Here is a 25,533-nt window from a genome sequence, read left to right on the forward strand (position 1 = left end):
GCAAGGCAGGATCGAGCACGTCGGGGCGGTTGGTCGCCGCGATGATGATGATGCCTTCGTTGGTCTCGAAGCCGTCCATCTCGACCAGCAGCTGATTCAGCGTCTGCTCGCGCTCGTCATTGCCGCCGCCGAGGCCCGCGCCACGGTGGCGGCCGACGGCGTCGATTTCGTCGATGAAGATGATGCAGGGCGCATTCTTCTTGGCCTGCTCGAACATGTCGCGCACGCGGCTGGCGCCGACGCCCACGAACATCTCGACGAAATCGGAGCCGGAAATGGTGAAGAAAGGCACATTGGCTTCGCCGGCGACAGCACGCGCCGTCAGCGTCTTGCCGGTGCCGGGAGGCCCGACCAGCAGCACGCCGCGCGGAATGCGGCCGCCCAGGCGCTGGAACTTCTGGGGATCGCGCAGGAACTCGACGATTTCCTGCAGGTCCTCCTTGGCCTCGTCGATGCCGGCGACGTCATCGAAGGTGACGCGGCCATGGGCCTCGGTCAGCAGCTTGGCCTTGGACTTGCCGAAGCCCATGGCCTTGCCGCCGGCGCCCTGCATCTGGCGGGACAGGAAGATCCACACGCCGATCAGCGCCAGGATCGGCAGGGCCTGCAGCAACAGCTGTAGGAGCCATGGCGTCTCGGCGGGCGGGGCAGCGCTGACCTGTACGTTGAGGTCGTTCAGCGTCTTGGCCAGATTCGGATCATTGGGCAATTGGGTGGTGAAGCCCGTGCCACCATTGACGTAGGTGCCCTTGAGCTCGCTGCCCTGGATGGTGACATCCTTGATTTTGCCTTCCTTGGCGGACTTCACCAATTCCGAATAGGAGATCGAGCCGTCGGCGGCGGCGCTCTGGCTGCCCGTCTGCCGGAACAGGGTGAAGAGTGCCAGCAGCAGCAGCACGACAATCACCCAAAGCGCAAAATTTCGGAAGTTCGCGTTCATCTCTCGCCTTTCGCGGCGGACGGCCTGCCTTCTGCAGGAGACGCCACAGCATATCGCGGCTAAAATAGGCACAGGCGAGCCAAATGCCAAGGCAAGCCCGTGGGATAGATAGCCCTGCGCTCCCTTACAGAAGTGCCGAGGGCTTGTCACGGTGAAGATTCGAGTGGCGCATGCGCCGCTAATTTCTTGAAATAGGCCATTATTTTGCCGCTTCTAGGGCAGGGCTGGCGGAAAATGACAATTTCTACATCTTGGTTTTCGTGATGCCGCGTCGGCGTTCAGGCTCGCGGGTGACTTGGAGATTGCCGGACTTGTCCAGCCGCAGCAGGGTGCCGCCGAGGCTGCGCTGCCAGTGGGCTCCCTGGCCGTCGCCCAGGTCGAGAGGTTGGTCGAGAACCTGGTCGAGCGCCGCCGCCAGTGCCTCCAGGCGTTCGAGGCGCAGGCCATAGGCCGATCCCGCGTTTCTGTCCCGCATCTCGAGCACCGCCCGCTCCAGGATGCGCAGCCTGATATCGGCGGGGCAGGCCGCAAGGCCGCGGCCGTCGAGCCGCAGGCAGTCTTGCTCCCGACGGACCAGAACCTCGAAACGCTCGGCCGCGATGGCTTCCAGCGCGTCGCTGCTGCGTGCGGCCCGGCGGGCGAGCAGGCCCAGGCGCTCCGGATCGAGGCCGAGCGGGGCAAGCTGGGCCAGAAGGGCGCGCAGGCGTACGCGCTCGAATCGGGCATTGCGATTGGACGGGTCCTCGAGCCAGGCCATGCCGGCGGCCTGCAGGGTCGCCACCAGCCGGGCTCTGGTCGTGCCGAGCAGGGGGCGGATGAGGCTGAGACCAGCCAGAGGCATGACGGGGCGCATCGCGGCCAGGCCGTCGACGGCAGAGCCGTGCATCAGGCGCATCAGCACGGTTTCGGCCTGGTCGTCGAGCGTATGGGCCGTGGCGATCGCATCCGCTCCGATTTCGGTCGCGGCTTCTGCCAGCAGGGCATAGCGGGCGTTGCGGGCTGCTTCCTGCAGGCGTGCGGCCGGCTTGTCGCCCTCCCAGCGCTTGATGATGCAGGGCAGGCCGAGTTCCGTGGCCCTCATGGCAACGATACGGCATTCCCCGGCGCTTTCGGGACGCAGGGCGTGATCGATGCTTGCGACGGTGAGGCAAGTTTGCGGGTTTTGCTCGCGCCAGCGTGCGGCCAGCAACATCAGGGCGGTGGAATCGGCGCCCCCCGAGACCGCGAGGATGACATGCGTACGATTGCCGAAATCGGCAAGGAGGGTGCGAAGCTCTCCCAGGGCAATGGGTGCGGACAAGGCACGGCTCCCGGATGCATGACCGGCATCCGCCATGGCGGTGTCCCGGGCGCCGAAGGCCGGGATCACCCGACCTTGCAGGCGTTCTTCTTGATCTCGCGATCGGCACCGCTGAGAATGGTCGGGCCGGCCTTGGGATATTTGCTGCCGACGGCCTGAAGCGCGGCGCAGGCCGCATCCTTCTCGCCCATGGCCGCCAATGTGATGCCGAGCTTGAGCATGCTTGCCGGCGCGCGCCTGGAATTGGCGTAGGTCTTGGTGACCTTCAGGAACTGCTCGGCTGCATCGGTATATTGCTTGCGCTGATAGAGGCTCTCGCCGATCCAATGCACGGCGTCGGGCACGCGCTTGTCCTTGGGGTGGCTGGCGATGAAGTTGCGAAAGGCAGCCTCGGCCTGGTCGTAGCGCTGGGTCTCGATCAAGCGATAGTCGGCGGCGTATTCGGCCTCCGGAGTTGCCGGGGCTGCGGGTGCCGGCTCGGCGCCGGCATTGGGTTCATTGCTCGCCATCGGCCGCGACGTGTCGACGGCAATGCCCGGCAGGCCGGGGGAGACGGTGGAGTTGCGCGGGCGCGGCGTCGAGGGCGGCGGAGCCTGGTCGGGAACGTCGCCGGTGGAGTCCTGCATGGCGACATCGTTGCCGCCGCCGGCGGGAAGGCTGCCCAGGGAGTTGGGCTGCGTGGCGGGAGGGGCGTTCTGACCGCTCTTCTGGCGCGAAGGCGTGCTGGGGGCCGGCTTCGGAGCGGACGCCTTGCCACCACCGCCTTCAAGGGCCTGCAGGCGATATTCGGTATCTTCCTGCTGGCGCTTCATGTCATCCTGGAGGCGGCGCACCTGCGACTGCAGATCCTCGACGGTGCCGAGCAGCCGGCGGTTCTCACCCTCCAGCCGCTGTACGCGTACGAGGAGATCGCCCATGGTGGATTCCTGGGCCACGACATAGCCGCCTTGCGACGGGCTGGGTGCCGCAGCCGTGGCCGCCGGGGGGGGCTCGGCGGTCGAGCCGGTGACGTTGCCGTCATACTCGGTTTGGGCAGGATACGCGGCCTGGGCAGGCGGCTGCGGATAGGGCTGGTCGGGCGTGTAGCCATTATCCTGCGCGGACTGGTCCTGCCCGACGCTGCCGGGCGGCATCAGTCCTTCGTCATAGGACGCTGCGCGCACCGGGCCCGAGGGCAGGGCCAGGGTCACGGCCAGCAAAAGCGCGGCGGAAGCGGGGCGGAGCATAGGGCGGCTCATTCGGTTGCAATCAATCCAAGGCGTTCTGCGATCTGGCGGAATCGCCGTAAATCGCAAGGATGGGTCGAAACTCGGCATTCGAGCAAGGCGCGTTCTCACCACAACGCATCATGCTCCGGTCACGTCGATACCACACAGGTCAAGTCAGGCGAAACTTTGAACAAACGGCTTTCCCCATGATAGAAAAGGCGCAAACCCCGCCAAATTTCGGTGGCGTGCTTAACGATATCTGCCACAGGCTGCCTCTTCGGGTCTATTACGAGGACACCGATTTCTCCGGTATCGTCTACCACGCCAATTATCTGCGCTTCTTCGAACGCGGGCGGACCGAGTTCATCCGCGCGCTCGGCGTCGACCAACTCGCCCTTCACCGCGAGGAGGGAATCGCCTTCGCCGTACGTTCGATCCAGGTTGAATTCCTGCGTCCTGCCTTGATGGACGACATCATCGAGGTGGAGACCAAGGCTGGCGAGGTGCGCGGGCCTTCGCTGCACCTCGAACAGTCGATCCGGCGGGGCGAGGAAGTCCTGACCACTGCCAAGGTGCTGGTGGTATGTATCCGTAACGGCAGGCCCCAGCGTCTGCCGGAGAGTCTGCGCACTGTGCTGTCCAAAGCATGATGGCTCGAGGCGTGAACGCTTTTTGGCTCGAACCTTTTGTTTCGACACTTCTTCGCGGTTTGGGTCGTTGTCCTCAAATCGCGGAACGCATCAGTCGGAATCAGTAATCGGCCAGCGTTGAAGTCGCTGCCATCAATGTTGCAGCGCATCGTAAATAAGAATTCGCGAATCGAAGCCGGCCGTAACCCGACATTAACGGTACCGATGATCAATAGGCCTGGAATCCGCCGTTTATCGCGGTTGGGAAGGGGTGCCGCACTGCGGTCACATTCAAACGTCAAAAGGAGCCCGTGACGCCTGGAGTTGTTGCTCTGCACAATCAGGCGCGTGGATTTCCCGAGTAACGTTTGGTGTGTGCCGGGGCGGCGCCCTAGAGCAAAACGCCTTCGGCAGGCTTGATCTTGGCTTGAAGCTCAGGATCGGGATCGAACTCGCCGAGTATTGTTGCGAATAGGCCGATCTTGCGCGGATCTGCCTGGCTACGAATGTGCCGATCCTCCGCGGACCGGATAGACTGAGAAGACGCCGATCCTCGGGATCGGCTTTGGCCCGCCGGCCTCAGGACGAGGAATTGAAGGAATGGAAGCGACCGCCGATATGGCCCAGACGGCCCTGGCTCCGGTAACCGATGTGAGCCTGCTCGGATTGATCATGAATGCCGGTCTGGTCGTCCAGATCGTCATGCTGGGCCTGATGGCAGCCTCGGTTTGGTGCTGGGCCATCATCATCGACAAGGCCATCCTGTTTTCCCGGTCGCGCGCCGCCATGAACCGCTTCGAGCAGGTGTTCTGGTCGGGCCAGAGCCTGGAAGAGCTCTATCGCTCGCTGTCGCAGCGCCAGAACTACGGCATGGCCGGCCTGTTCGTCTCGGCCATGCGCGAATGGAAGCGCTCGCTCGAATCGCCCGGCCGTTCCTTCCTCGGCCTGCAGGCGCGCATCGAGAAGGTGATGGATGTCACCGTTCAGCGCGAGGTGGAGCGTCTTGAATCCAAGCTCCTGGTGCTCGCCACCGTCGGCTCCTCCAGCCCGTTCATTGGCCTGTTCGGCACGGTCGTCGGCATCATGACCGCCTTCCAGTCGATCGCGGCCACCAAGAACACCTCGCTGGCAGCGGTGGCGCCCGGCATTTCCGAGGCGCTTTTCGCCACGGCGATGGGCCTGGTCGCCGCCATTCCCGCGGTGATCGCCTACAACAAGTTCAACGCGGAAGTCGCCAAGCAGCAGGCTCGCCTGGAAGGCTTCGCCGACGAATTCTCCGCCATCCTGTCGCGCCAGATCGACGAGCGCCTGGCCGCCTAAGCGGTCACCTCGTTCGGTCCTTCATCTCAAGGAAAGCATCATGGGTGGAAGTGTTGCGACAGGATCCGGCGGCTCGGGCGGCGGGACGCGCCGCCGGCGCCGTCACAAGGCGCCGATCGCCGATATCAACATGACGCCGTTCATCGACGTCATGCTGGTGCTGCTCATCATCTTCATGGTCGCCGCGCCGCTGCTGACCCAGGGCGTCGATATCGATCTGCCGCAGACCCAGGCGAAGGCCATCTCGGTGGACAAGCGCCCGATCACCGTCTCCATCAAGGCGGACGGCCAGTCCTATCTGAATGACAGCGACAAGCCGGAGCCTGATCTGCTCGGTCGCCTCAAGGCGATGACGGAGAACGGGGCTGGGGCGGATGAGCGTATCTTCGTCAAGGGCGACGGCAAGGCGAGCTGGGATCAGATCGCCAAGGTGATGAGCGACATCACCGGCGCCGGATTCAAGAAGGCCGCGCTGGTGACCCAGCCGCAGAGCTAGGAACGGGGCATTCACATTCCCCTGTCTCGACCGATGACCGCATGGGTAGGCGGATGACACAGAGACAGGGATGGCTTGGCGACGTCGAAGGGGCGAACGAAGACGTCGGGGTTGGGGTTTGAAAGGCCGGTTTGAGTACGATGCGTGATTATGGACTTCCCGTTTCGGCGGCGGTGCATGTAATTTTGCTGGGAGCGTTGCTGTTCGCGTTTCCGGCCGCCAAGCCGCTCGACTCGGCCCCGGCCGTCCCGGTGGACATGGTCACGCCGGAACAATACGACCAGATCATGAAGGGCGATCCGACACCGTCGGCCAGTGGTGGCGGCGGGCAGGAAGCGCCGCAGCAGGCGCAGGCTACGCCGACTCCGCCGACGCGCGACGTGCCGGATGCCGAAGTCGCCGACAATTCCGACGACGCCCCGCCGCCCTTGCCGACGCCAAAGCCCGATCCGAAACCGGACACGCAGGCCCTCGCCAAGCTGGCGCAGGCTGCTGCCGCTGCCGAGGCAGCCGCCAAGGCGCAGGAACAGGCCAAGGCCGAAGCTGCGGCCAAGGCTGCACAGGCCAAGGCGGACGCTGCCGCGAAGGCGGCCCAAGCCAAGGCTGCCGCCGATGCCGCCGCCAAGGCGCAGGCGCAGGCCCGCGCCGAGCTTGCCGCCAAGGCCGAGGCTGCGGCCAAGGAAGCGGCGGAAGCCGAGCGCCAGCAGAAGCTCGCCGAGGCTGCGGAAGCCGCCAAGAAGGCGGAAGCCGACAAGCAGCGCAAGGTTGCCGAGGCGGAGGCCGCCAAGAAGGCGGAAGCCGAGAAGCAGCGCAAGATCGCGGAGGCGGAGGCCGCCAAGAAGGCTGAGGCCGAGAAGCAGCGCAAGATCGCTGAAGCCGAGGCCGCCAAGAAAGCCGAAGCCGAGAAGCAGAAGCAACTGGCCGATGCCAAGACCAAGGCTGACGCCGAGCGACAGGCCGCCATCGACAAGGCGATTGCCGACAAGAAGGCGCAGGAAGCCAAGCAGGCCGCAGCCGCGAAGAATGCTAAGCAGCTCGATGGCATCGACGGCATCCTGGCCAAGCGTAAGGCCAAGGAAGGTCAGCAGGTTGCCAGCAACGGCCCTGCCACGACGCCGAGCAAGCCGTCTGGCCGTGCTGGCAATACCCGCGACAATATCGGCCAGACCGCGTCAACCGGCAGGCCGGAGGCCAATGCGCCCAGGCTCAGCCTGAGCGAGCAGGCTGCAATGGGGCGGATGGTCGAGAAGCAGGTAACACGTTGCATGCCGCCGAACTTCGGCGTGAATGCAGGCTCGGCCTTTGCCAAGGTCAAGCTGTCGATGAACTCCGACGGTACCCTTGCTGCTGCCCCGACCTTGGTGAATTCCAGCGATGCTGCGACCGGCAATGCCCTGATCCGGGCGATCAAGCGCTGCATCACCGCCGACAACCCCCTGCCGTTCAATCCGCAGACCTACGCGGCATGGAAAGAATTCAACTACACCCATGAACCCGGCGGCTTCTGATCTTCCGGGCAACATGGCCGAACGTGACGAGAGACACATGCGAATGAATCTGAATCGACGCGGATTTATGCAGGCTGGCGCTGGGGCGATTTCTGCGCTCGCAGGCCTCGCGGCCATGCCGGCCTGGGCGCAGTCGGCTGCTCCCATCCTGGAACTCAGGGGCCGAGGTCAGGGCGGTATCCAGCCCGTCTCGGTTGCCGTCATGGGCATCAGCGGCAGTGGGCGCGATCTTTCCGGCATCATCAGCAACGATCTCAGCCGCTCCGGCCTGTTCCAGCCGATCGATTCCAAGGCCTTCGTCGAACAGGTCGGCCCCAATGCCACGCCGAATTTCGGCAGCTGGCAGACTCTCAACGCACAGGTGGTCGTCGCAGGCCAGGTGGTGCCCGCAGGCGGCGGCCTCGGCATCCAGGTTCGGGTCTGGGATGTCGCGCAGGGTAGGCAGATTGCCGGCCAGCAGTTCTCCGCACCGGCCAACAGCTGGCGGAGACTGGGCCATGTCGCTGCCGATGCCGTGTTCAAGGCGGTAACAGGCGAACCCGGTCCCTTCGACACGCGCATTGCCTTCATCTCCGAATCCGGGTCCAAGGACAAGCGGGTGAAGCGCCTCGCTGTGATGGACCAGGACGGTGCCAACACCGTCTATCTCAGCCGCGGCACCGATCTGGTGTTGACGCCCCGCTTCTCGCCGACCACGCAGGAACTGACCTATCTTTCCTTCGCTGATGCCGATCCGCGCGTCTTCCTGACCAATGTCCAGACCGGCCAGCGCCAGGTTGTCGGCAACTTCCCCGGCATGACCTTCTCGCCGCGCTTTTCGCCGGACGGGCGCAAGGTCATCATGAGCCTGGAGAAAAACGGTTCCTCGACCATCCAGCTGCTGAACCTGCAGACGAAACAGGCGACGCAGCTCACCAATGGCAGCGCGATCGATACCTCGCCTTCCTATTCGCCGGATGGCGGCCGTATCGTGTTCGAGTCCGATCGCGGCGGCACCCAGCAGATCTACATCATGGGTGCCGACGGCTCAAACCAGCAGCGCATCACCTCCGGCGAGGGCGGTGCCCGCTACTCCACGCCGGTCTGGTCGCCCCGCTCCGACCTGATCGCCTTCACCCGCCAGAAGGGGGGGCAGTTCGGCATCGGCATCATGAATCCCGACGGTTCGGGCGAGCGCATGATCACCGAGGGCTTCCACAATGAAGGCCCGACCTGGGCGCCGAACGGCCTCTATCTGATGTGGTTCCGCGATCTCGGCCAGGGGCCGCAGCTCTGGCAGGCCTCGATCTTCGGCACGCCTGAGCAGCGGGTGCCGACGCAGGGCTTTGCCTCTGACCCGGCTTGGTCCGCCTCCTTGTCCAAGCAGGCCTGACGCCGGGGGCGAGCTCCGGGGGGGCGTGGGTCATCCGGCCCGTGCCTGGAAACGCAGCGTTTGGGTTATAGGAAGAACGGGCAGGATGCTCGAGCATGCGAATGTTCCCCTCTCCGGTTTCAATGCCGGGGAGGGGTTTTTATTTGGCCCGGGATGACGCTTCCTGAGCACCGGGCTCGATTTCGGGCCAATCCTCGGTGGGGTCTTCCTCTTTGCTCGCGGCGAGGGCCTTGAGGCGGCGGGCATAGCGCTGGGCTAGGATGGCGCAGGTCATCAGCTGGATCTGGTGGAACAGCATCAGCGGCAGCACGATGGCCCCGATGTTCTGGCCGGCGAAGATCACGGTGGCCATCGGCACGCCAGTGGCCAGGCTCTTCTTGGAGCCGCAGAACACGATGGTGATCTCGTCCTCCTTGGAGAAACCGAGACGGCGGCTGCCATAGGTGGTGATCAACAGCACCAAAGCGAGCAGGGCGGCATCGACGAACACCATGGTGAGTAGGGCCGTGGCCGAGAATTGCCGCCACAGCCCGCCCGTGACGGCCTCGGAAAAGGCCAGATATACCACCATCAGGATCGAGCCGCGGTCGACGAAGCTCAGCACGAAGCGGTGCCGGCGCACGAAGCCGCCGATCCAGGGCTGCAGCACCTGGCCGAGCACGAAGGGCAGCAGGAGCTGGGTGACGATGGTGATCAGCACCGAGCCCGAAAAGCCCACGCCGCGCGAGGCGAAGAGCAGGCCGGCCAGCAGCGGCGTGATGAAGATGCCGAGAATGTTGGAGCCCGATGCCGCGCAGACGGCAGCGGGAACATTGCCGCCCGCTATCGAGGTGAAGGCGATCGAGGACTGCACCGTCGAGGGCAGGATGGCGAGAAAGAGGATGCCGCTGGCGAGCGTCGGCGTCAGCGCCGAGACCAGGCCATAATCGAGCGCGAGCGCCAGCACCGGAAACAGGGCATAGGTTGCGAGCAGGATGGTCAGGTGCAGGCGCCAGTGCGACAGGCCCGCAATCACCGTGTCGCGCGAAAGCCTGGCGCCGTGCAGGAAAAAGAGCAGCGCGATCGCACCATTGGCCAGGGCCGCGAATATTTCGGCTGGCCGTCCTGCAATGGGCAGGAAGCTCGCCAACGCCACGACGCCCAGAAGCATCAGCATGAAATTGTCGGGGCGGAAGCGCGAAAGCAAGTTGATGACCACCTGACCGGGAAAGACGGCGTTGCCTCATGGGCTGGCGCCGGAACCGCTGCCTTGGAACGCCGCCCAGCGTTAACCCATCCTTGCGAGGGGCGGAAGCCTCACTCGCAGCTGCGCGTGCCGGTGCAGACCTGCTATGCACGCGCCGTAGGGCCGAGGGTACTGGAGATGCAGCCGCTCCACGGCATCGGTAGGCTCAGGCGCGCTGGAAGGCGCTCGGCCGGACCACCACCGGCTCCGTGGCCGCGCCGCGGAAATAGCGGGCCTCGCCATTGGCGGCGAAAACGGCGGCGTTGAGCAGTTTGAGGCCGACCGGCTTGTTGTTCTCGCTGCTGCGCAGGCTCGGCGTGTCGACCTCCACCACCGTGCCCTGGGTACCGAGGGCGACCTCGAGGCGGCGGGTGGCGCCGACGCGGCGCTGCGCCACGATCAGCCCATTGAGAGCCGATGCGCCCGGGTCGACCGGCGTGACGTCGTGCGGGCGCACGAACAGGCTGGCCGGCCCGTCCGGCAGGCCGTCGGCATTGAAGGGCAGGGCCGTGCCGTCGAGCAGGATCCGTCCCTGCGAGATCGCCACCGGCACACGGCTGGACTCGCCGATGAAGCCGAAGATGAAGGGCGTGGCCGGATGGTCGTAGATCTCGTCGGGCACGCCGAGCTGGTCGATGCGGCCCTTGTCGAGCACGGCAATGCGGTCCGACAGTTCCAGCGCTTCGTCCTGATCATGGGTGACGAAGATGGTGGTGTGGCCGGTCTTGTCGTGGATGGTGCGCAGCCAGCTGCGCAGATCCTTACGCACTTTGGCGTCGAGGGCGCCGAAAGGCTCGTCCAGCAGCAGCACCTTGGGTTCGACAGCCAAGGCACGGGCGAGGGCGACGCGCTGGCGCTGGCCGCCGGAGAGCTGGGAGGGGAAACGCTGGCCGAAGGCGCCGAGCTGCACGAGATCGAGCAATTCGTTGACGCGCCTGACGATCTCCGCCTCGGCCGGCCGCTTGGCCCGGGGGCGCACGCGCAGGCCATAGGCGACATTGTCGGCCACGCTCATATGGCGGAACAGCGCGTAATGCTGGAACACGAAACCGACCCGGCGTTCCTGCACGGTGAGGCCGGCGGTATCGTCGGCGCCGAAGAAGACGGTGCCCGTGGTCGGGCGCTCCAACCCGGCGATGATGCGCAGCAGTGTGGTCTTGCCCGACCCTGAGGGGCCGAGCAGGCCGAGGAGCTCGCCGGATTTGATCTCGAGGTCGATGCCGTGCAGGGCCGGCGAGACGCCGTAGCTCTTGGTCAGGCCGGTTACGCGGATGTCCATGGGACGGTCCTCAGTGTTTGGCGCCATGCGCCAACTCGTCGCCATAACGCCATTCGAGGATGGTCTTGGCGACGAGAGTGACGAGCGCGAGCATTGCGAGCAGGGAAGCGACGGCGAAGGCGGCGATCGCGGCCGAGCCTCCGCCTTCATAGAGAATCTGGATATGCAGCGGCATGGTGTTGGTGCCGCCGATGACGTGGCCGGACACCACCGAGACCGCGCCGAACTCGCCCATCGCCCTGGCATTGCACAGAAGCACGCCATAGAGCAGGCCCCAGCGGATATTGGGGATGGTTACCGTCCAGAACATTTTCAGCGGCGAGGCGCCGAGGGTCAGCGCGGCTTCCTCGTCGGCCTTGCCCTGGGCCTGCATCAGCGGGATGAGTTCGCGCGCCACGAAGGGAAAGGTGACGAAGATGGTGGCGAGCACGATGCCGGGCAGAGCGAAGATGATCTGGATGCGATGCGCGGAGAGCCAGGGACCGAGCAGGCCTTGCGCGCCGAACAGCAGCACGAAGACCAGGCCCGCCACCACCGGGGAGACGGAGAAGGGCAGGTCGATCAAGGTGATGAGCAGGCTTTTGCCCTTGAAGTCGAACTTGGCTACGGCCCAGGCCGCGATCACCCCGAAGACGATGTTGAGCGGCACGGCGATCAGGGCGACGATAACGGTCATCCACACGGCGGTGCGGGTGTCCGGATCCTCGAAGGATTCAAAATAGGCCGCGGCCCCGCTGCGGAAGGCCTGGTAGAACACCTCGATCAGCGGCATCACCAGAAAGGCTGCGAGGAAGACCAGGGCGATGCCGATCAGCACGCGGCGGACCCAGGATGTCTCGGTGGTGACGGCATGTTCACGGCTGACGGGCGGTTCGCGATAAAGCTCGATCGCCAGTTCGGAGGTCGAATTAGGCATCGCCCATCCTCCTGCGGCTCCAGGCCTGGATCAGGTTGATCGCCAGCAGCATGGCGAAGGAGATCGCCAGCATGATGATGGCGATGGCGGCGGCATCGGCATATTTGTTCTGCTCGAGCTTCTGGAAGATCAGGCTGGGCACGATCTCCGAAACATAGGGAATGTTGCCGGCGATGAAGATCACCGAACCGTATTCGCCGACGGCGCGGGCGAAAGCGAGGGCAAAGCCGGTCAGCACGGCGGGCAGCAGCGGGGGCAGCAGCACGCGCGTCACGGTCTGGAAACGGGTGGCGCCGAGCGTGGCGGAAGCTTCCTCGATCTCCTTGTCGATCTCGGCCAGCACCGGCTGCAATGTGCGCACCACGAAGGGCAGGCCGATGAAGACCAAGGCAACGAAGATGCCCTTGGTGGTGAAGGCGACCTTGATGCCGGCAAGAGCGAAGAACTGGCCGATCCAGCCATTGGATGCGTAGAGGCTCGACAAAGCGAGGCCCGCCACGGCCGTCGGCAGGGCAAAGGGCAGGTCCACCGCAGCGTCGACCAGGCGCTTACCCGGGAAGTCATAGCGCACGAGCACCCAGGCGACGATGACACCGAAGACGACATTGACCAGGGCGGCGATGAGGGAAATGCCGAAGGTGACCTTGAGGGCCGCGGCAACCTGTCCCTCGGCCGCAATGGCCAGGATGCCGGAAGGGCCGAGTACGGCCGCCTTCTGCAGCAGCGCGGCTAGGGGGATCAGCACGATCAGGCTGAGATAGAAGATCGTGTAGCCGAGCGTCAGCCCGAAGCCCGGCAGGGCGTTCGGCTTGACGAAGGGAGCTCGCAAGGTGGCGGCAAGAGCCATGGGCGGTTCCTGGTGGGGCGACTTCCTTCTCCCCTTGTGGGAGAAGGTGCCCCGGAGGGGCGGATGAGGGGTGAAACGATGCGCTATCTCGTCGCGCGGCCGCAAGACGTACCGGGCAGGTCGCAAGACCCCTCGTCCGGCGCTGCGCGCCACCTAAGGCACTTCCATAGGAAATGCCAGATCCCGCAAGGGGAGAAGGTTTTCACCCCTTCGGCTTGTAGATCTGGTCGAAGATGCCACCGTCAGCGAAATGCTTGGCCTGGACCTTGGCCCAGCCGCCGAATTGCGGATCGGAGATGGTGAACAGCTTCAGCTTGGCGAAACGGGCGAGATCGGCCGGATCGGCGGCGGCTTCGTCGCTGGCACGATAGCCGTTATGGGCGATGATCTTCTGGGCGGCCGGGGTGTAGAGGAAGTCGAGATAGGCCTCGGCCTGCTTCCTGGTGCCCTTGGCGTCGACATTGGCGTCGACGATGCTGACCGGCGGCTCGGCCAGGATCGAGATCGAGGGAACCACGACTTCGAGCTTGTCCTCACCGAATTCCTTCAGCGTCAGGAAGGCCTCGTTCTCCCAGGCGATCATCACGTCACCCACCTCGCGCTGCGCGAAGGTGATGGTAGCGCCGCGGGCGGCACTGTCGAGTACCGGCACATTGCGATAGAGGGCCGCCACGAATTCGCGCGTCTTGTCCTCGTCGCCGCCCGTCTTGTCCCAGGCATAGCCCCAGGCGGCCAGATAGTTCCAGCGCGTGCCGCCGCCGGTCTTGGGATTGCCGGTGATCACGGCAATGTCGGGGCGCACGAGGTCACCCCAATCCTTGATGCCCTTGGGATTGCCCTTGCGCACCACGAAGACGATGGTGGAGGCGTAGGGCGTGGAATTGCGCGGCAGACGGGACTGCCAGTTCTCCGGGATCTTCTTGGTCGCCTTGGCGATGGAGTCGATGTCGTTGGACAGGGCCAGCGTCACCACATCGGCGTCGAGCCCGTCGATGACGGCGCGGGCCTGCTTGCCGGAACCGGCATGGGACTGCTTGATGGTGAGGTCCTCGCCTGTCTTGGCCTTCCAATCCGCCGCGAACGCCTTGTTGATCTCCTTGTAGAGTTCGCGCGTGGCATCATAGGAGACGTTGAGGAGCTCGGCGGCGTGAGCGCGCGAAGGCGCGCCGAAGGTCATCCACAGCACGAAGCCGAGGGCCAGCAGCACGGCAAGGGTGTCGCGAAGGCGGGTGAGGCTGGTCATGCCGTTCATTTCACAACCTGGAAGTGGGAAAGGAGAATTTACAACTTCTTCATATATCCACTAAATCAATCGACATTGTCAATGTGTTAAATGTGATAAAATCCACAAGAATAATGTGTTATATGATTTCCTGGGGGGTCTCCAAACCCGCCTGGAACCGGCGCACCTACAAAAAAGGCGGGTCTGAAGACCCGCCCCGAAAAATTGCTGCGCTGCCTCATTGCGGCTTGTAGATCTGGTCGAAGACCCCGCCATCTCCGAAATGCTTGGGCTGGGCGGTCTTCCAGCCCCCGAAGCGGGCGTCGTCGATCGTCACCAGCTTGAGCTTGGGAAAGCGGGCGAGGTCGGCCGGATCGGCGGCCTTCTCATCGATCGGCCGATAGAAATTGTGGGCGATGATCTTCTGGGCGGCCGGGGTGTAGAGGAAGTTGAGATAGGCCTCGGCCTGCTTGCGGGTGCCCTTGGCGTCGACATTGGCATCGACGATGGCGACCGGCGGCTCGGCCAGGATGGAGGAGGAGGGCGAGACGATCTCGTATTTGTCGGCGCCGAACTCCTGCAGCGTCAGGAAGGCTTCGTTTTCCCAGGCGATCAGCACGTCGCCGGTGTCGCGCTGGGCGAAGGTGACGGTGGAACCGCGGGCGCCCGAGTCGAGCACCGGAACGTTGCGATAGAGGGCGGCCACGAAATCGCGGGCCTTGGCCTCGTCGCCGCCACTCTTGTCGAAGGCATAGCTCCAGGCCGCCAGATAGTTCCAGCGCGCGCCGCCGCTGGTTTTGGGATTGGGCGTGATCACGGCGATGCCGGGCTTGACCAGATCGTCCCAATCCTTGACGCCCTTGGGATTGCCCTTGCGCACCACGAAGACGATGGTGGAGGTGTAGGGTGAGGAATTGTGCGGCAGACGCGACTGCCAATTGTCGGGAAGCTTCTTGGTCGCCGTGGCGATGGCATCGATGTCGCCGGATAGAGCGAGGGTGACCACATCGGCCTCGAGGCCGTCGATGACCGAGCGCGCCTGCTTGCCGGAGCCGCCATGTGATTGCTTGATGGTGAGATCTTCGCCAGCCTTGGCCTTCCAGTCGGCGATGAAGGCCGTGTTGACCTCCTTGTAGAGCTCGCGCGTCGGGTCGTAGGAGACATTCAGCAATTCGGCAGCGCGAGCCCCGGCGAGCGCGCCGAAAATCAGCCAGAGCACGAGGCCGAGAACCAGGAGGACGCCGAGCGTATCCCTCAGGCGCGCCAGGCGAAGCGTTTTGATCGTCATGGGTTCGGTTTCCAGTCGAGAGAAGCTTGGCCAAATCTCCACTAAATCAATCAACCTTGTCAATCTATAAAATGCATAGAGTAATGGTGTTATAAATCAATTCACACGCTGGGGATGTGTGACATGAATGCGACAGTGGTCGAGAATGACGGTGCGCCTCGCTTGAGCCCAGCCGGGGCCACCATTGTGCCGGAATTGATCAGCACTTGGTTAACCATAGTGGCAGTTTGGCTCTTGCAGTGAGGCGCGACGGCTGCGCGACCGCCAAGAAATCGTCGCGAGCCGTGTTTCCAGAACGTTCGATTAACCAGCTTTCGCTATGGCTGATTTACCAATTCTGACGACCGGAGGAGTAACCGGAATGATGACGTCCCTGCGCGCGGTCCCTGCACTGCGCTTCGCCGCTGCACTGACCTGCGTGCTCGCACTGGCGGCCTGTAAGAGTAAGTCGGGTGCCGGCGACGGTCTCGGTGGCCCCGGCGGTGCCGGTGGCGGCGGCTATGGAGCGGGCGGTGCTGCATCGCCCGGCAGCCAGCAGGACTTCGTCGTGAATGTCGGCGATCGCGTGCTCTTCCTGGTCGACCAGTCCGACATCACCCCCGAGGGCCAGCAGACGCTGAACAAGCAGGCTCAGTGGCTGAAGGCCTATCCGCGCTACTCCGTGACCATCGAAGGCCATGCCGACGAGCGCGGCACGCGTGACTACAACTTCGCCCTCGGCCAGCGCCGTGCCCAGTCGGTGCGCGACTATCTGATGGCGCAGGGCATTTCCGGTGGCCGCATGCGCACCATCTCCTACGGCAAGGAGCGCCCGGTCGCGACCTGCAATGACATCTCCTGCTGGTCGCAGAACCGCCGCGCCGTCACCGTGTTGAACGGCGGTAATTCCTGAGTTGCAGGCGGGTCTTCGGACCCGCCTGATCCTGCGTGTATTTGAGGCGGACAGAATGTCCGCGGTCCCAGCCGATGCGTTGACCACACGAACCTTGCGAGGTTTGCAACGGCAACGTCAAGGCTGGGACCGCGGACATTCTGTCCGCCTCTTGCTTTTCAAAAGTTGCGTCAATCCTCGTCGCCGAACAGCGGCATTTGCGGTGGTGTAGAACTCGGTACCGCCAGGCCCAGATGGCGATAGGCATGCGGCGTCATCACCCGGCCGCGCGGGGTACGCTGCAGGAAGCCCTGCTGGATCAGATAGGGCTCGATGATGTCCTCGATGGCGTCGCGCGGTTCGGATAGCGCGGCGGCGATCGTCTCGATGCCCACCGGGCCACCGCCGAAGCTCAGCGCCACCAGGTTGAGATAGCGATTGTCCATGGCATCGAGCCCGGCCTGGTCGACTTCCAACGCGCTCAAGGCCTTGTCGGCGATGGCTCTGGTGATGGTTTCGGCGCCGAGCACCGAAGCGAAGTCGCGCACGCGGCGCAGCAGGCGGCCGGCGATGCGAGGGGTGCCGCGAGCCCTGCGGGCGATCTCGTTGGCGCCGTCCTCGGCGATCGGCGTGCCCATCACCCGGCCGCCGCGCTTCACGATCAGCTCGAGCTCCTCCACCGTGTAGAACTGCAGGCGGATCGGAATACCGAAGCGGTCGCGCAGCGGTGTGGTCAACAGGCCGGCCCGGGTGGTGGCGCCCACCAAAGTGAACTTGGCGAGATCGATGCGCACCGATCGCGCTGCCGGTCCCTCGCCGATGATGAGGTCGAGCTGGAAATCCTCCATGGCTGGGTAGAGGATTTCCTCCACGGCCGGATTGAGGCGATGGATCTCGTCGATGAACAGGACGTCTCGCTCTTCCAGATTGGTAAGCAAAGCGGCAAGATCGCCGGCCTTGGCGATCACCGGCCCGGAGGTGGCGCGGAAATTGACGCCGAGTTCGCGCGAGACGATCTGGGCCAAGGTGGTCTTGCCGAGACCTGGCGGCCCGACGAACAACACATGGTCGAGGGCGTCGCCGCGCTTGCGGGCGGCCTCGATGAAAATGGACAGGTTTTCACGCGCCTTGGCTTGGCCGACGAACTCGCCGAGGTCCTGCGGGCGCAGTTTGGAGTCGGTCGCATCCTCGTCACGCGAATCGCCGCTCAAGAGGCGGGCGGATTTGGGCGCCTCGCCGCCGGCGTTCTTGCGCGTGGGCTTCATCGCGACAATTCCTTCAGGCCGAGGCGGATGAGTTTGGCCGTCTCGGCGCCTTCACCCGCTTCCCGCAAGGCGGCGGCGACGGCGGCCGAGGCCTGGGTCTGGGCGTAACCGAGATTGACCAGGGCCGATACCGCATCGCTGACCGGGCCGGCAGCGCGCTGCTCGCCGAGATCGGCCTGCAGGCCGATGACGTCGGCGGGGACGTGGCCGAAGCTCGGCACCTTGTCCTTGAGCTCGGTGACGATGCGCTGGGCGACCTTCGGACCGACGCCCGGCGAGCGCGCCACCGCCCCCTTGTCGCCGAGGGCGATGGCGGAGGCGAGATCGGCGGGCTTGAGCGTGGACAGAATGGCGAGCGCCACCTTGGTGCCGATGCCCTGCACGGTCTGCAGCAGGCGGAACCAGTCGCGCTCGTTGTCGCTGGAGAAACCGAACAGGCGGATCTGGTCCTCGCGCACATGGGTTTCGATGGCGAGCATGGTCGCCTCGCCCGGGGAGGGCAGGGTGCCGAGCGTGCGGCTGGAACAATAGACGATGTAGCCCACGCCCTGCACGTCGAGGATCACCCAGTCCTCGCCATAGCTGTCAACGATGCCGCGCAATTTGCCGATCATGAAGGTCCTCTCACGGCAGTTCTAGCGCTTTGCCGTGATTCGCGGCATGGGGCGATCCTGGTCGCCTGCGGCCCCAGGGTTTCTCACTTGCCGAACAGGGCGCTGAGTTCGGCATAGGTCATGGCGTCCTTGGCAAAGCCGAAGGTGCCCTGGTCGCGCAGTTCGAGGGCAGCCCGCTTCAGGGCGCCGAAAGCCGCCCGGGTGAAGGAGCCGCCGACACTGACGCGGCGCACGCCGAGCCTGGCGAGATCGGCAACGGTGAAATCCTGGCCGCCCACGGTGAACAGGACGTTGAGCGGCCTGTCGATCGAGCTAAGCACGCTGGAAATCTGGTCGAGCCGGGTCAGGGCCGGTGCGTAGAGCACCTCCGCCCCCGCTTCCTGGAAGGCCTGCAGACGACGGATGGTGTCGTCGAGGTCGGCGATGCCGTGCAGGAAGTTCTCGGCGCGGGCGGTGAGCACGAAACCCCCGGCGCGTGCCGTCTCTGCCGCTGCACGCACCCGGTCGACGGCGTGGCCGAATTCATAGATCGGCTGGTCGGGCCGACCGGTGGCATCCTCGATCGAGCCGCCGGCAAGCCCCACCTCGATGCCGGCAAGGATGGTGAGCTGGCAGTCCTCGGGAGCGTCGCCGAAACCGTTTTCGAGATCGGCGCTTACCGGCAGGCTGGTCGCCTCCACGATGGCTCGCGCATTGGCGAGGGTTTCCTCGCGCGACATCTGGCCGTCCTTGCGACCCACCGTGAAGGCCAGGCCGGCACTGGTGGTGGCGATCGCCGAAAAGCCGAGGGAATCCAGCAATTTCGCCGATCCGGCATCCCAGGCATTGGGAATGAGGAAGAGTTCGGGACGCTGATGCAGTTCGGAGAAGACGGCGGCGCGGCTGGCCTGGGTCATGGCGAATCCTCGGATAAATTCACGATTTGTTCTAAGGATGGAGATCGCGGGAGGCAAGCGCAATTTCCCGGGACCGCCAGCCGTCGGCCGGCCTGGAGCCTATTTCAGGAGCGCTGCCAGATTGTGGCTGGTGCGATGATGGGCATGGGTGATGGCGACGGCGAGGGCGTCGGCCGCGTCGTCCGACTTCGGATCGGCCTTGGGCAGCAGCACCTTGATCATCAGGCGGATCTGCTTCTTGTCGGCATGGCCGGAGCCCACCACGGTCTTCTTGACCAGGTTCGGTGCATATTCGTTGACGGCGAGGCCGGCCTGGGCCGGTACCAGCATGGCGATGCCGCGAGCCTGGCCGAGCTTGAGGGTCGCCGTGGCATCCTTGTTGACGAAGGTTTTCTCCACCGCCGCCTCGTCCGGCTCGAAACGCGTCACTACCTCGGTGAGGCCCGTATGCAGCTCGAGCAGGCGGTGGGCGAGCTCCTCATTGTCGTCGGAAAACACCGTGCCACAGGCAATGAAGGACAGCCGGTTGGCCAGCACCTCGATCACGCCCCAGCCGGTGCGGCGCAGGCCTGGGTCGACGCCGAGGATGCGGATGGGGGTCTGTGACATGATCGGAGCGCGGACATCCTGTCCGCTCTTTCTTCGAAAAAAGGTCGGGCTTCCAAGAGCGGACATCGCGACATGCGAGCATGTCGCTGAGATGTCCGCGTTCCGATTTACTCCGCCAGTTTCGCCATCAGCGCGTCGGAGAGTTCGAAATTGGCGTAGACATGCTGGACGTCGTCATGATCGTCGAGATTGTCGACCAGGCGCATCAGCTTCTCCCCGGTCTCGTCGTCGACGGCGATGGTGTTCTGCGGACGCCAGACCAGCCCGGATTTGCGGGCTTCGCCGAGCTGGGTTTCCAGAGCCTTGGTGACTTCGGCAAGGTTCTCGGCGGCGCAGATGAATTCGTGTCCCTCCTCGGAGGAGGCGCAATCGTCGGCGCCGGCTTCCAGCGCCGCTTCCAGCATGGCATCGGGCGAACCCTTGTCGGCGTCGTACTCGACCACGCCGACGCGGTCGAACATGAAGGACACCGCGCCCGTCTCGGCCAGGTTGCCGCCGGCCTTGGTGAAATAGGAGCGCACGTCGGAGGCCGTGCGGTTGCGGTTGTCGGTGAGGGCTTCCACGATCAGCGCCACGCCGCCGGGCCCATAGCCCTCATAGCGGATCTCGTCATAGTTCTCGCCATCGGCGCCAGCTGCCTTCTTGATGGCGCGATCGATATTGTCCTTGGGCATGTTTTCGGCGCGGGCGGCCAGCACGGCGGCGCGCAGGCGCGCATTCATGTTCGGGTCGGGCAGGCCGAGCTTGGCCGACACCGTGATTTCACGGGCGAGCTTGGAGAAGAGCTTCGAGCGCTTGGCATCCTGCTTGCCCTTGCGGTGCATGATGTTGGCGAACTGGGAATGACCGGCCATATGTCTTGCCTTGATGTCGTCTTGGGGACTCGGTGAAGTACGAGCCGAATGAAACGCCGGTCCGAAGATCGGCAATTGTGGCGCGGCTTATAGAATTGGTGGCGAGAAAAATCCATCCCGCCGCGTCGTTTGCCGTGGATTCACCAAAACGCCGGCTCGGCCTGCGACAATTTTCCACCGATTCTCACCGGGGCGATCTTCACCGCCAGGCCCGTACGGTCGTCAGTCTCCACCGCCAGGCCCGACAGGGTCGCCTCGCCGGTCGCCGGCTCGAAGCGCAGGCCCGGCGTCTTCTGGATGAAGCGGCGCACCGGCTCCTCCTTGTCCATGCCGAGCACGCTGTCATAGTCGCCGCACATGCCGGCATCCGACATATAGGCGGTGCCATGGCTGAGGATCTGATGATCGGCCGTCGGCACATGGGTATGGGTGCCGATCACCAGGCTGGCCCGCCCATCGGCGAAATGGCCGAGCGCCTGCTTCTCGCTGGTGGCTTCGGCATGCACGTCGACCACCACCGCATCGGCGCCAAGGCCGAGCGGGCAGGCGGCGAGCTCGCGCTCGAGGGCTGCGAAGGGGTCATCGAGTGCATCCATATAGACGCGGCCCATCACCTGGATGACGAGCAGGCGGGTGCCGTTCTTCAGATCCACCAGGGTCGCGCCGCGCCCCGGCGTGCCCTTGGGATAATTGGCCGGGCGGATCAGCCTTGGGGCTCGCTCGATGAAAACGAGGGCCTCGCGCTGGTCGAAGGAATGGTTGCCGAGCGTGACCACATCGGCACCGGCGGCGACGACCTCGTCGAAGATCGCCTCGGTCAGGCCGAAGCCGCCGGCGGCGTTCTCGCCATTGATGATGACCGCATCGAGCTTCCAGGCTTCGCGCAGGCCCGGCAGGCGTTCGATCACGGCATTGCGACCGGTGCGGCCGACGATGTCCCCCAAGAACAACAGACGCATATCAACGCCCCGTCACTGTGATGATTTCGTTTTCGGTGGCGATGGCGTCGAGCGGCACGTCATGGTGCTCGGACGGCAGGAACGCGACTTCCTGGCAGGCAAAGGCATAGCCGAGGGTGAAGACGGGGTGCATTGCCCGCAATTGGGGAATGGTGCGGTCGTAGAAGCCCGCGCCATAGCCGATGCGGTAGCCGCGGCGATCGAAAGCGACCGGGGGCACCAGCAGCACCTGCGGGTGGACTTCCTCCGCCTCGGGCGCAGGCTCGGGAATGTTGTGGCGACCGACCACCAGGGGGTCGCCCGGCGCCCAGGAGCGGAAAGTGAGGGGGTGGCCATAGCGAGGCGTAGTCGGCAAAGCGAGCCTGCGGCCCGTATGGTGCAGGCGTTCGGCGATCTCGTCCGGATGGATCTCGTCGCGAAAAGCCTGGTAGAGGCCGACGATGCCGCTGGTGTATTTCAGGCGGCTGAAGGCGTGATGGGCGGCTCTGGCCGTCGCTGCCTGGCGCTGATGACCGCGGATCTCTGAGCGCGCCGCCATTGCCTTGTGGCGCAACTGGGTCTTGTGATCGGTGGAAGCCATTACACGCTTGGCAAAGACAAATTTGGAATGAGGAGGGAGCGGGCCACCTCGGCCGTTGGACGGTTCGATCCCGGGCGCCTACTGATGTAGGTGGGCGCCGTAATGTCCAAGCCCTCGAGCGAGAACAGTGACAGCTCCCTTGGGAGTCGTATGGCCCCGGGGATACAGTTGTCCTGACGAACCAGGCAGCACCGCACCGAGATAATAAGGGCGAGACGGTGCGAGCGCCAGAGGTCGATGAAAATATTCAGGCGTTTTCCCGGAGCGCGGACTTCCCGGGATCGCAGGCATCTCAGCGACGTGCTTGCATGTCGCGATTGTCTGCCGTTTCTGCAAGCACAGTGTTTCCAAGAGCAGGCAGGGATGCCTGCGATCCCAGAAAATACGGAAGCGCTAGACGCCGGTCTTGGACAAGGAATCGATCAGCTTCTCGACTCGGCTGGCGGCATCCGTCAGGGCCTGCGTCACGCGCATCTGGGTCTGCTGCTCGCGCTGCAGCGCATTGTCGCGGGTCTGGCGCAATTCATCGAGATCATGCTGCAGGGAAGCCGCCCGCCGCTGCATTTCCGACAATTCGTCCGCGACCATGATGCCGGCCATCACGGCAAGGCGCATGTCGCCGATCTCGCCGAAAGAGGAACGCAGGGCATCGATCTTGGCGTCGAGCTGACGACCGAGGCCGAGGAGATGTTCTTCCTGGCCCTCGTCGCACGCCATGCGATAGGCGCGGCCCGCAATGGTAACGGATACATGCGCCATGCTAGCTGTCCTGCGGCTCAAGCACGTAACGGATGGAATCCATCGCCTGGTCGAGGCGTCGCGATACATCGCGATTGGCGGTTTCCATAGCAGCGAACCGTGCATAGCTCGCGTCGAGTTCCAGAGCCAGACGGTTGCGATCCTCCGAGAGTGCCTGCACTTCGATGCGATGTCCGCCGATGGTGCGATCGAGTTCCGCGCGATGTTCGGCGGCCTCCTCGAGCTGGGCCAGGGCCGTATTCAATCGTTGCAAGGCTGCATCCACAGACAAGGGCCTACTCACTCTTTCCCTATGGCGGCATTCCATCGAATCATGACGGGACCGCTCCGCGTTTTTGCTTAAATATCAAAGTATCGCGGTTTCGCACCACGGCCAAGCGAAAGCCGCCGGCCTTCCCCTGATGATACCTCCTGCTTTCGATCACCCCACCATCGGTTGCGTGAATTTCAGGCACAAGCCCGGGGATCATTGACAGTCGGGGATGAGGTGCTAAGAACCCACCGCTCTTTTTGCCAAATTCCGGCGAATTTCATCAGGAAACACTCCATGGCACTCACCGAAATGCAGAACCGCCTGGCCAACGCCATCCGTGGCTTGGCGATTGATGGGGTTGAGGCCGCCAAGTCCGGCCATCCCGGCATGCCCATGGGCATGGCCGATGTCGCCACCGTCCTGTTCACGCGTTTCCTGAAGTTCGATGCCGCCAATCCCCATTGGGCCGATCGCGATCGCTTCATTCTGTCGGCCGGCCACGGCTCGATGCTGCTCTATTCGCTGCTCTATCTGACCGGCGTGCCGGGCATGACGGTCGAGGAGCTCAAACATTTCCGCCAGCTTGGCTACAAGACCCCCGGCCATCCGGAGAACTTCCACACCGTCGGCGTCGAGACCACCACCGGCCCGCTCGGCCAGGGCATCTCCACCGCCGTCGGCTTTGCCTTCGCCGAGAAGATGCTGGCTGCCCAGTTCGGCAAGAAGGTGGTCGACCATTTCACGTATGTGATCGCTTCCGACGGCGACCTGATGGAAGGCGTCAGCCAGGAGGCGATCGCGCTCGCCGGCCACTACAAGCTCAACAAGATGATCGTCCTGTGGGATCACAACGGCATCTCCATCGACGGCCCGCTGACGCTTTCGGACTCGGTCGACCAGATCAAGCGCTTCCAGTCCGCCGGCTGGCGCGCCGTGAATGTCGACGGCCATGACCAGGATGCCATCGCTGCCGCCATCGAGGCCGCCCAGAAGTCGAACAAGCCGACGCTGATCGCCTGCAAGACCACCATCGGCTTCGGTTCGCCCCACCGCGCTGGCACCTCCAAGGCCCATGGCGAACCGCTGGGGCCGGAAGAAGCCAAGCTCTCCAAGGAGAATCTCGGCATTACCGGTGCACCCTTCGAGGTGCCCGCCGACGTGCTCAAGGCCTGGCGCGAGGCCGGCTCGCGTGGCGCCAGCGCCCGTCAGGCCTGGGAAGAGCGTTTCGCGACCCTCTCCGAGCGCAAGCAGGCCGAGTTCACGCGCCGCATGGATCACGTGCGCCCCGCCAAGCTCGGCAAGGCCATCCTCGCCCACAAGAAGGCGCTCGCCGCCAATCCCACCGCGATGGCCACCCGCAAGTCGTCCGAAGCGGCCCTCAACGTCATCGTCGAGGTCATGCCGGAACTGGTGCTCGGCTCGGCCGATCTGACGCCCTCCAACAACACCAAGGCCAAGGGCCTGGTCGAGATCACCCCGAAGGATTTCAAGGGACGCTATATCCATTGGGGCATTCGCGAGCATGGCATGGCCGCCGCGATGAACGGCATCTATCTGCATGGCGGCTTCGTGCCCGCCGGCGGCACCTTCTTCGTCTTCACCGACTATGCCCGCCCGGCCATTCGCCTGGCGGCTTTGATGGGCACCTGCCCGGTCTATGTCATGACCCATGACTCGATCGGTCTCGGCGAGGACGGCCCGACCCACCAGCCGGTCGAGCATCTGGCCGCCTGCCGCGCGATCCCGAACATGCGCGTCTTCCGTCCCTGCGACGCGATCGAGACCGCCGAGTGCTGGCAGCTCGCGCTGGAGCGCACCAACGGCCCGACCATCCTGGCGCTGACCCGCCAGAATCTGCCTCTGCTGCGCGAAGCCACCACGGCCAATCTGTGCGCTCAGGGCGCCTATGAGCTGGCGGGCACCGGCGGCGGCAAGGCCGCGGTGACGCTGTTCGCTTCGGGCTCCGAGGTCGAGATCGCCATGAATGCCCGCTCCATCCTGAACCAGCGCGGCGTGCCGACCCGTGTGGTCTCGGTGCCTTCGCTGGAACTGCTCCTGGCACAGCCGGAAGAGGTCAAGGCCAAGATCATCGGCGATGCACCGGTGAAGGTCGCCGTGGAAGCGGCCGTCCGCTTCGGCTGGGATGCCGTGATCGGTCCCGATGGCGGCTTTGTCGGCATGACCGGTTTCGGCGCCTCCGGCCCGATCAAGGACCTCTACAACCATTTTGGCATCACGGCGGAAGCCGTGGCCGAAACCGCCCTGCGCCGCCACAACGGCTGAGCATGAGCTGTAAACGGGCGGGGCGCATATGAGTGCGCTC

The 25,533-nt window shown here is 64.6% G+C and carries 25 protein-coding genes and 1 other RNA gene; 7 read left to right on the forward strand and 19 right to left on the reverse strand.

Annotation, left to right across the window (positions count from 1 at the left end; genetic code table 11):
* The 3 genes from QM672_RS27420 to ybgF form a co-directional block, all read right to left on the reverse strand.
* Window positions 1–940: ATP-dependent metallopeptidase FtsH/Yme1/Tma family protein (locus tag QM672_RS27420; RefSeq protein WP_415086435.1), on the reverse strand; the 940-nt coding region annotated here is incomplete at its 3' end.
* A gap of 244 nt (window positions 941–1,184) precedes the next feature.
* Entirely contained in the window at window positions 1,185–2,240 is a 1,056-nt protein-coding gene (gene tilS, locus QM672_RS27425; RefSeq protein WP_415086437.1) for a tRNA lysidine(34) synthetase TilS, read from the reverse strand.
* 65 nt (window positions 2,241–2,305) lie between these two features.
* Window positions 2,306–3,466, reverse strand: a complete 1,161-nt coding sequence (gene ybgF / locus QM672_RS27430; RefSeq protein ID WP_367625442.1) for a tol-pal system protein YbgF — start codon at window positions 3,464–3,466, stop codon at window positions 2,306–2,308.
* A 188-nt stretch (window positions 3,467–3,654) separates the two neighbouring features.
* Here ybgF and ybgC point away from each other — a divergent pair, with 188 nt between their 5' ends.
* The 5 genes from ybgC (at window position 3,655) to tolB (ending at window position 8,773) form a co-directional block, all read left to right on the forward strand.
* A complete protein-coding gene (gene ybgC, locus QM672_RS27435) occupies window positions 3,655–4,098 on the forward strand; it encodes a tol-pal system-associated acyl-CoA thioesterase (RefSeq protein WP_376717721.1) in 444 nt (147 codons plus the stop codon).
* 579 nt (window positions 4,099–4,677) lie between these two features.
* Window positions 4,678–5,397 carry a protein TolQ gene (gene tolQ, locus QM672_RS27440; RefSeq protein WP_068285660.1) on the forward strand — a complete coding sequence of 240 codons (720 nt, stop codon included), beginning with the start codon at window positions 4,678–4,680 and terminating at the stop codon, window positions 5,395–5,397.
* Between the two features lie 40 nt (window positions 5,398–5,437).
* Window positions 5,438–5,893 carry an ExbD/TolR family protein gene (locus QM672_RS27445; protein ID WP_311939984.1) on the forward strand — a complete coding sequence of 152 codons (456 nt, stop codon included), beginning with the start codon at window positions 5,438–5,440 and terminating at the stop codon, window positions 5,891–5,893.
* Between the two features lie 140 nt (window positions 5,894–6,033).
* Window positions 6,034–7,401 (forward strand): cell envelope integrity protein TolA, encoded by a 1,368-nt coding sequence (tolA, locus tag QM672_RS27450; protein ID WP_415086441.1) that lies wholly within the window; start codon window positions 6,034–6,036, stop codon window positions 7,399–7,401.
* A 43-nt stretch (window positions 7,402–7,444) separates the two neighbouring features.
* The gene (gene tolB / locus QM672_RS27455; protein ID WP_415086491.1) at window positions 7,445–8,773 is read left to right on the forward strand and encodes a Tol-Pal system beta propeller repeat protein TolB; all 1,329 of its coding nucleotides are present in this window, start codon (window positions 7,445–7,447) and stop codon (window positions 8,771–8,773) included.
* Window positions 8,774–8,912: 139 nt separating this feature from the next.
* Here the strand turns inward: tolB and QM672_RS27460 are convergent, their stop codons facing one another.
* The 6 genes from QM672_RS27460 to QM672_RS27485 form a co-directional block, all read right to left on the reverse strand.
* The gene (locus tag QM672_RS27460; RefSeq protein WP_311939978.1) at window positions 8,913–9,929 is read right to left on the reverse strand and encodes a bile acid:sodium symporter family protein; all 1,017 of its coding nucleotides are present in this window, start codon (window positions 9,927–9,929) and stop codon (window positions 8,913–8,915) included.
* Between the two features lie 235 nt (window positions 9,930–10,164).
* The gene (locus QM672_RS27465; protein ID WP_415086443.1) at window positions 10,165–11,322 is read right to left on the reverse strand and encodes a sulfate/molybdate ABC transporter ATP-binding protein; all 1,158 of its coding nucleotides are present in this window, start codon (window positions 11,320–11,322) and stop codon (window positions 10,165–10,167) included.
* Complete coding sequence (gene cysW, locus QM672_RS27470; RefSeq protein ID WP_311939976.1) at window positions 11,288–12,193, reverse strand: sulfate ABC transporter permease subunit CysW; 906 nt, start codon at window positions 12,191–12,193, stop codon at window positions 11,288–11,290. The genes QM672_RS27465 and cysW overlap by 35 nt, the downstream gene beginning before the upstream one ends.
* On the reverse strand, window positions 12,186–13,040 hold the full coding sequence (cysT, locus tag QM672_RS27475) for a sulfate ABC transporter permease subunit CysT (protein WP_394313031.1): 855 nt from the start codon (window positions 13,038–13,040) through the stop codon (window positions 12,186–12,188). The genes cysW and cysT overlap by 8 nt, the downstream gene beginning before the upstream one ends.
* Before the next feature lie 202 nt (window positions 13,041–13,242).
* A complete protein-coding gene (locus tag QM672_RS27480) occupies window positions 13,243–14,283 on the reverse strand; it encodes a sulfate ABC transporter substrate-binding protein (RefSeq protein WP_415086446.1) in 1,041 nt (346 codons plus the stop codon).
* A gap of 217 nt (window positions 14,284–14,500) precedes the next feature.
* Window positions 14,501–15,550 (reverse strand): sulfate ABC transporter substrate-binding protein, encoded by a 1,050-nt coding sequence (locus tag QM672_RS27485; protein ID WP_415086447.1) that lies wholly within the window; start codon window positions 15,548–15,550, stop codon window positions 14,501–14,503.
* A 361-nt stretch (window positions 15,551–15,911) separates the two neighbouring features.
* Here QM672_RS27485 and pal point away from each other — a divergent pair, with 361 nt between their 5' ends.
* Window positions 15,912–16,442: a peptidoglycan-associated lipoprotein Pal gene (pal, locus tag QM672_RS27490; protein ID WP_068285675.1), complete on the forward strand. Its 531-nt coding sequence runs from the start codon at window positions 15,912–15,914 to the stop codon at window positions 16,440–16,442.
* A gap of 170 nt (window positions 16,443–16,612) precedes the next feature.
* Here pal and ruvB read toward each other — a convergent pair whose 3' ends face one another.
* The 10 genes from ruvB to QM672_RS27540 all read right to left on the reverse strand — a co-directional run bounded on the left by ruvB (window position 16,613) and on the right by QM672_RS27540 (window position 23,210).
* On the reverse strand, window positions 16,613–17,686 hold the full coding sequence (gene ruvB, locus QM672_RS27495; protein ID WP_311939972.1) for a Holliday junction branch migration DNA helicase RuvB: 1,074 nt from the start codon (window positions 17,684–17,686) through the stop codon (window positions 16,613–16,615).
* A complete protein-coding gene (gene ruvA / locus QM672_RS27500; protein ID WP_311939970.1) occupies window positions 17,683–18,300 on the reverse strand; it encodes a Holliday junction branch migration protein RuvA in 618 nt (205 codons plus the stop codon). Before ruvA ends, ruvB begins: the two co-directional genes overlap by 4 nt.
* Window positions 18,301–18,383: 83 nt before the next feature.
* The gene (locus QM672_RS27505) at window positions 18,384–19,196 is read right to left on the reverse strand and encodes an isocitrate lyase/PEP mutase family protein (RefSeq protein ID WP_415086448.1); all 813 of its coding nucleotides are present in this window, start codon (window positions 19,194–19,196) and stop codon (window positions 18,384–18,386) included.
* 99 nt (window positions 19,197–19,295) lie between these two features.
* Window positions 19,296–19,805 (reverse strand): crossover junction endodeoxyribonuclease RuvC, encoded by a 510-nt coding sequence (ruvC, locus tag QM672_RS27510; RefSeq protein ID WP_311939967.1) that lies wholly within the window; start codon window positions 19,803–19,805, stop codon window positions 19,296–19,298.
* 107 nt (window positions 19,806–19,912) lie between these two features.
* Window positions 19,913–20,659 carry a YebC/PmpR family DNA-binding transcriptional regulator gene (locus QM672_RS27515; RefSeq protein WP_415086449.1) on the reverse strand — a complete coding sequence of 249 codons (747 nt, stop codon included), beginning with the start codon at window positions 20,657–20,659 and terminating at the stop codon, window positions 19,913–19,915.
* Window positions 20,660–20,799: 140 nt separating this feature from the next.
* Window positions 20,800–21,618 (reverse strand): TIGR00282 family metallophosphoesterase, encoded by an 819-nt coding sequence (locus QM672_RS27520; RefSeq protein ID WP_311939964.1) that lies wholly within the window; start codon window positions 21,616–21,618, stop codon window positions 20,800–20,802.
* Between the two features lies 1 nt (window position 21,619).
* The gene (locus QM672_RS27525; protein WP_311939962.1) at window positions 21,620–22,198 is read right to left on the reverse strand and encodes a 5-formyltetrahydrofolate cyclo-ligase; all 579 of its coding nucleotides are present in this window, start codon (window positions 22,196–22,198) and stop codon (window positions 21,620–21,622) included.
* Window positions 22,199–22,235: 37 nt separating this feature from the next.
* A non-coding RNA gene (gene ssrS / locus QM672_RS27530) (6S RNA) lies at window positions 22,236–22,393 on the reverse strand.
* Between the two features lie 198 nt (window positions 22,394–22,591).
* Window positions 22,592–22,957, reverse strand: a complete 366-nt coding sequence (locus QM672_RS27535) for a cell division protein ZapA (RefSeq protein ID WP_068285691.1) — start codon at window positions 22,955–22,957, stop codon at window positions 22,592–22,594.
* Window position 22,958: 1 nt separating this feature from the next.
* Window positions 22,959–23,210: a DUF4164 family protein gene (locus QM672_RS27540; RefSeq protein WP_376717717.1), complete on the reverse strand. Its 252-nt coding sequence runs from the start codon at window positions 23,208–23,210 to the stop codon at window positions 22,959–22,961.
* A 294-nt stretch (window positions 23,211–23,504) separates the two neighbouring features.
* On the opposite strand from QM672_RS27540, the gene tkt reads away from it, so the two are divergent.
* Complete coding sequence (tkt, locus tag QM672_RS27545; protein ID WP_311939956.1) at window positions 23,505–25,493, forward strand: transketolase; 1,989 nt, start codon at window positions 23,505–23,507, stop codon at window positions 25,491–25,493.
* The last annotated feature ends 40 nt before the right edge of the window (window positions 25,494–25,533 follow it).

The sequence above is a fragment of the Labrys sp. (in: a-proteobacteria) genome (assembly GCF_047605565.1).
Taxonomy (GTDB): domain Bacteria; phylum Pseudomonadota; class Alphaproteobacteria; order Rhizobiales; family Labraceae; genus Labrys; species Labrys neptuniae.

Bases quoted from the DNA above. Each gene is read 5' to 3' on its own strand.
- ruvA (WP_311939970.1), bottom strand. From the start codon at position 18,300: ATGATCGGCAAATTGCGCGGCATCGTTGACAGCTATGGCGAGGACTGG.
- tolA (WP_415086441.1), top strand. From the start codon at position 6,034: ATGCGTGATTATGGACTTCCCGTTTCGGCGGCGGTGCATGTAATTTTG.
- QM672_RS27515 (WP_415086449.1), bottom strand. From the start codon at position 20,659: ATGGCCGGTCATTCCCAGTTCGCCAACATCATGCACCGCAAGGGCAAG.
- QM672_RS27445 (WP_311939984.1), top strand. From the start codon at position 5,438: ATGGGTGGAAGTGTTGCGACAGGATCCGGCGGCTCGGGCGGCGGGACG.
- QM672_RS27460 (WP_311939978.1), bottom strand. From the start codon at position 9,929: ATGCTGATGCTTCTGGGCGTCGTGGCGTTGGCGAGCTTCCTGCCCATT.
- QM672_RS27525 (WP_311939962.1), bottom strand. From the start codon at position 22,198: ATGGCTTCCACCGATCACAAGACCCAGTTGCGCCACAAGGCAATGGCG.
- ruvC (WP_311939967.1), bottom strand. From the start codon at position 19,805: ATGTCACAGACCCCCATCCGCATCCTCGGCGTCGACCCAGGCCTGCGC.
- QM672_RS27465 (WP_415086443.1), bottom strand. From the start codon at position 11,322: ATGGCGACGAGTTGGCGCATGGCGCCAAACACTGAGGACCGTCCCATG.
- QM672_RS27535 (WP_068285691.1), bottom strand. From the start codon at position 22,957: ATGGCGCATGTATCCGTTACCATTGCGGGCCGCGCCTATCGCATGGCG.
- tolQ (WP_068285660.1), top strand. From the start codon at position 4,678: ATGGAAGCGACCGCCGATATGGCCCAGACGGCCCTGGCTCCGGTAACC.
- QM672_RS27485 (WP_415086447.1), bottom strand. From the start codon at position 15,550: ATGACGATCAAAACGCTTCGCCTGGCGCGCCTGAGGGATACGCTCGGC.
- QM672_RS27480 (WP_415086446.1), bottom strand. From the start codon at position 14,283: ATGACCAGCCTCACCCGCCTTCGCGACACCCTTGCCGTGCTGCTGGCC.
- cysT (WP_394313031.1), bottom strand. From the start codon at position 13,040: ATGGCTCTTGCCGCCACCTTGCGAGCTCCCTTCGTCAAGCCGAACGCC.
- ybgF (WP_367625442.1), bottom strand. From the start codon at position 3,466: ATGCTCCGCCCCGCTTCCGCCGCGCTTTTGCTGGCCGTGACCCTGGCC.
- pal (WP_068285675.1), top strand. From the start codon at position 15,912: ATGATGACGTCCCTGCGCGCGGTCCCTGCACTGCGCTTCGCCGCTGCA.
- tkt (WP_311939956.1), top strand. From the start codon at position 23,505: ATGGCACTCACCGAAATGCAGAACCGCCTGGCCAACGCCATCCGTGGC.
- ruvB (WP_311939972.1), bottom strand. From the start codon at position 17,686: ATGAAGCCCACGCGCAAGAACGCCGGCGGCGAGGCGCCCAAATCCGCC.
- cysW (WP_311939976.1), bottom strand. From the start codon at position 12,193: ATGCCTAATTCGACCTCCGAACTGGCGATCGAGCTTTATCGCGAACCG.
- QM672_RS27505 (WP_415086448.1), bottom strand. From the start codon at position 19,196: ATGACCCAGGCCAGCCGCGCCGCCGTCTTCTCCGAACTGCATCAGCGT.
- ybgC (WP_376717721.1), top strand. From the start codon at position 3,655: ATGATAGAAAAGGCGCAAACCCCGCCAAATTTCGGTGGCGTGCTTAAC.
- tolB (WP_415086491.1), top strand. From the start codon at position 7,445: ATGAATCTGAATCGACGCGGATTTATGCAGGCTGGCGCTGGGGCGATT.
- QM672_RS27520 (WP_311939964.1), bottom strand. From the start codon at position 21,618: ATGCGTCTGTTGTTCTTGGGGGACATCGTCGGCCGCACCGGTCGCAAT.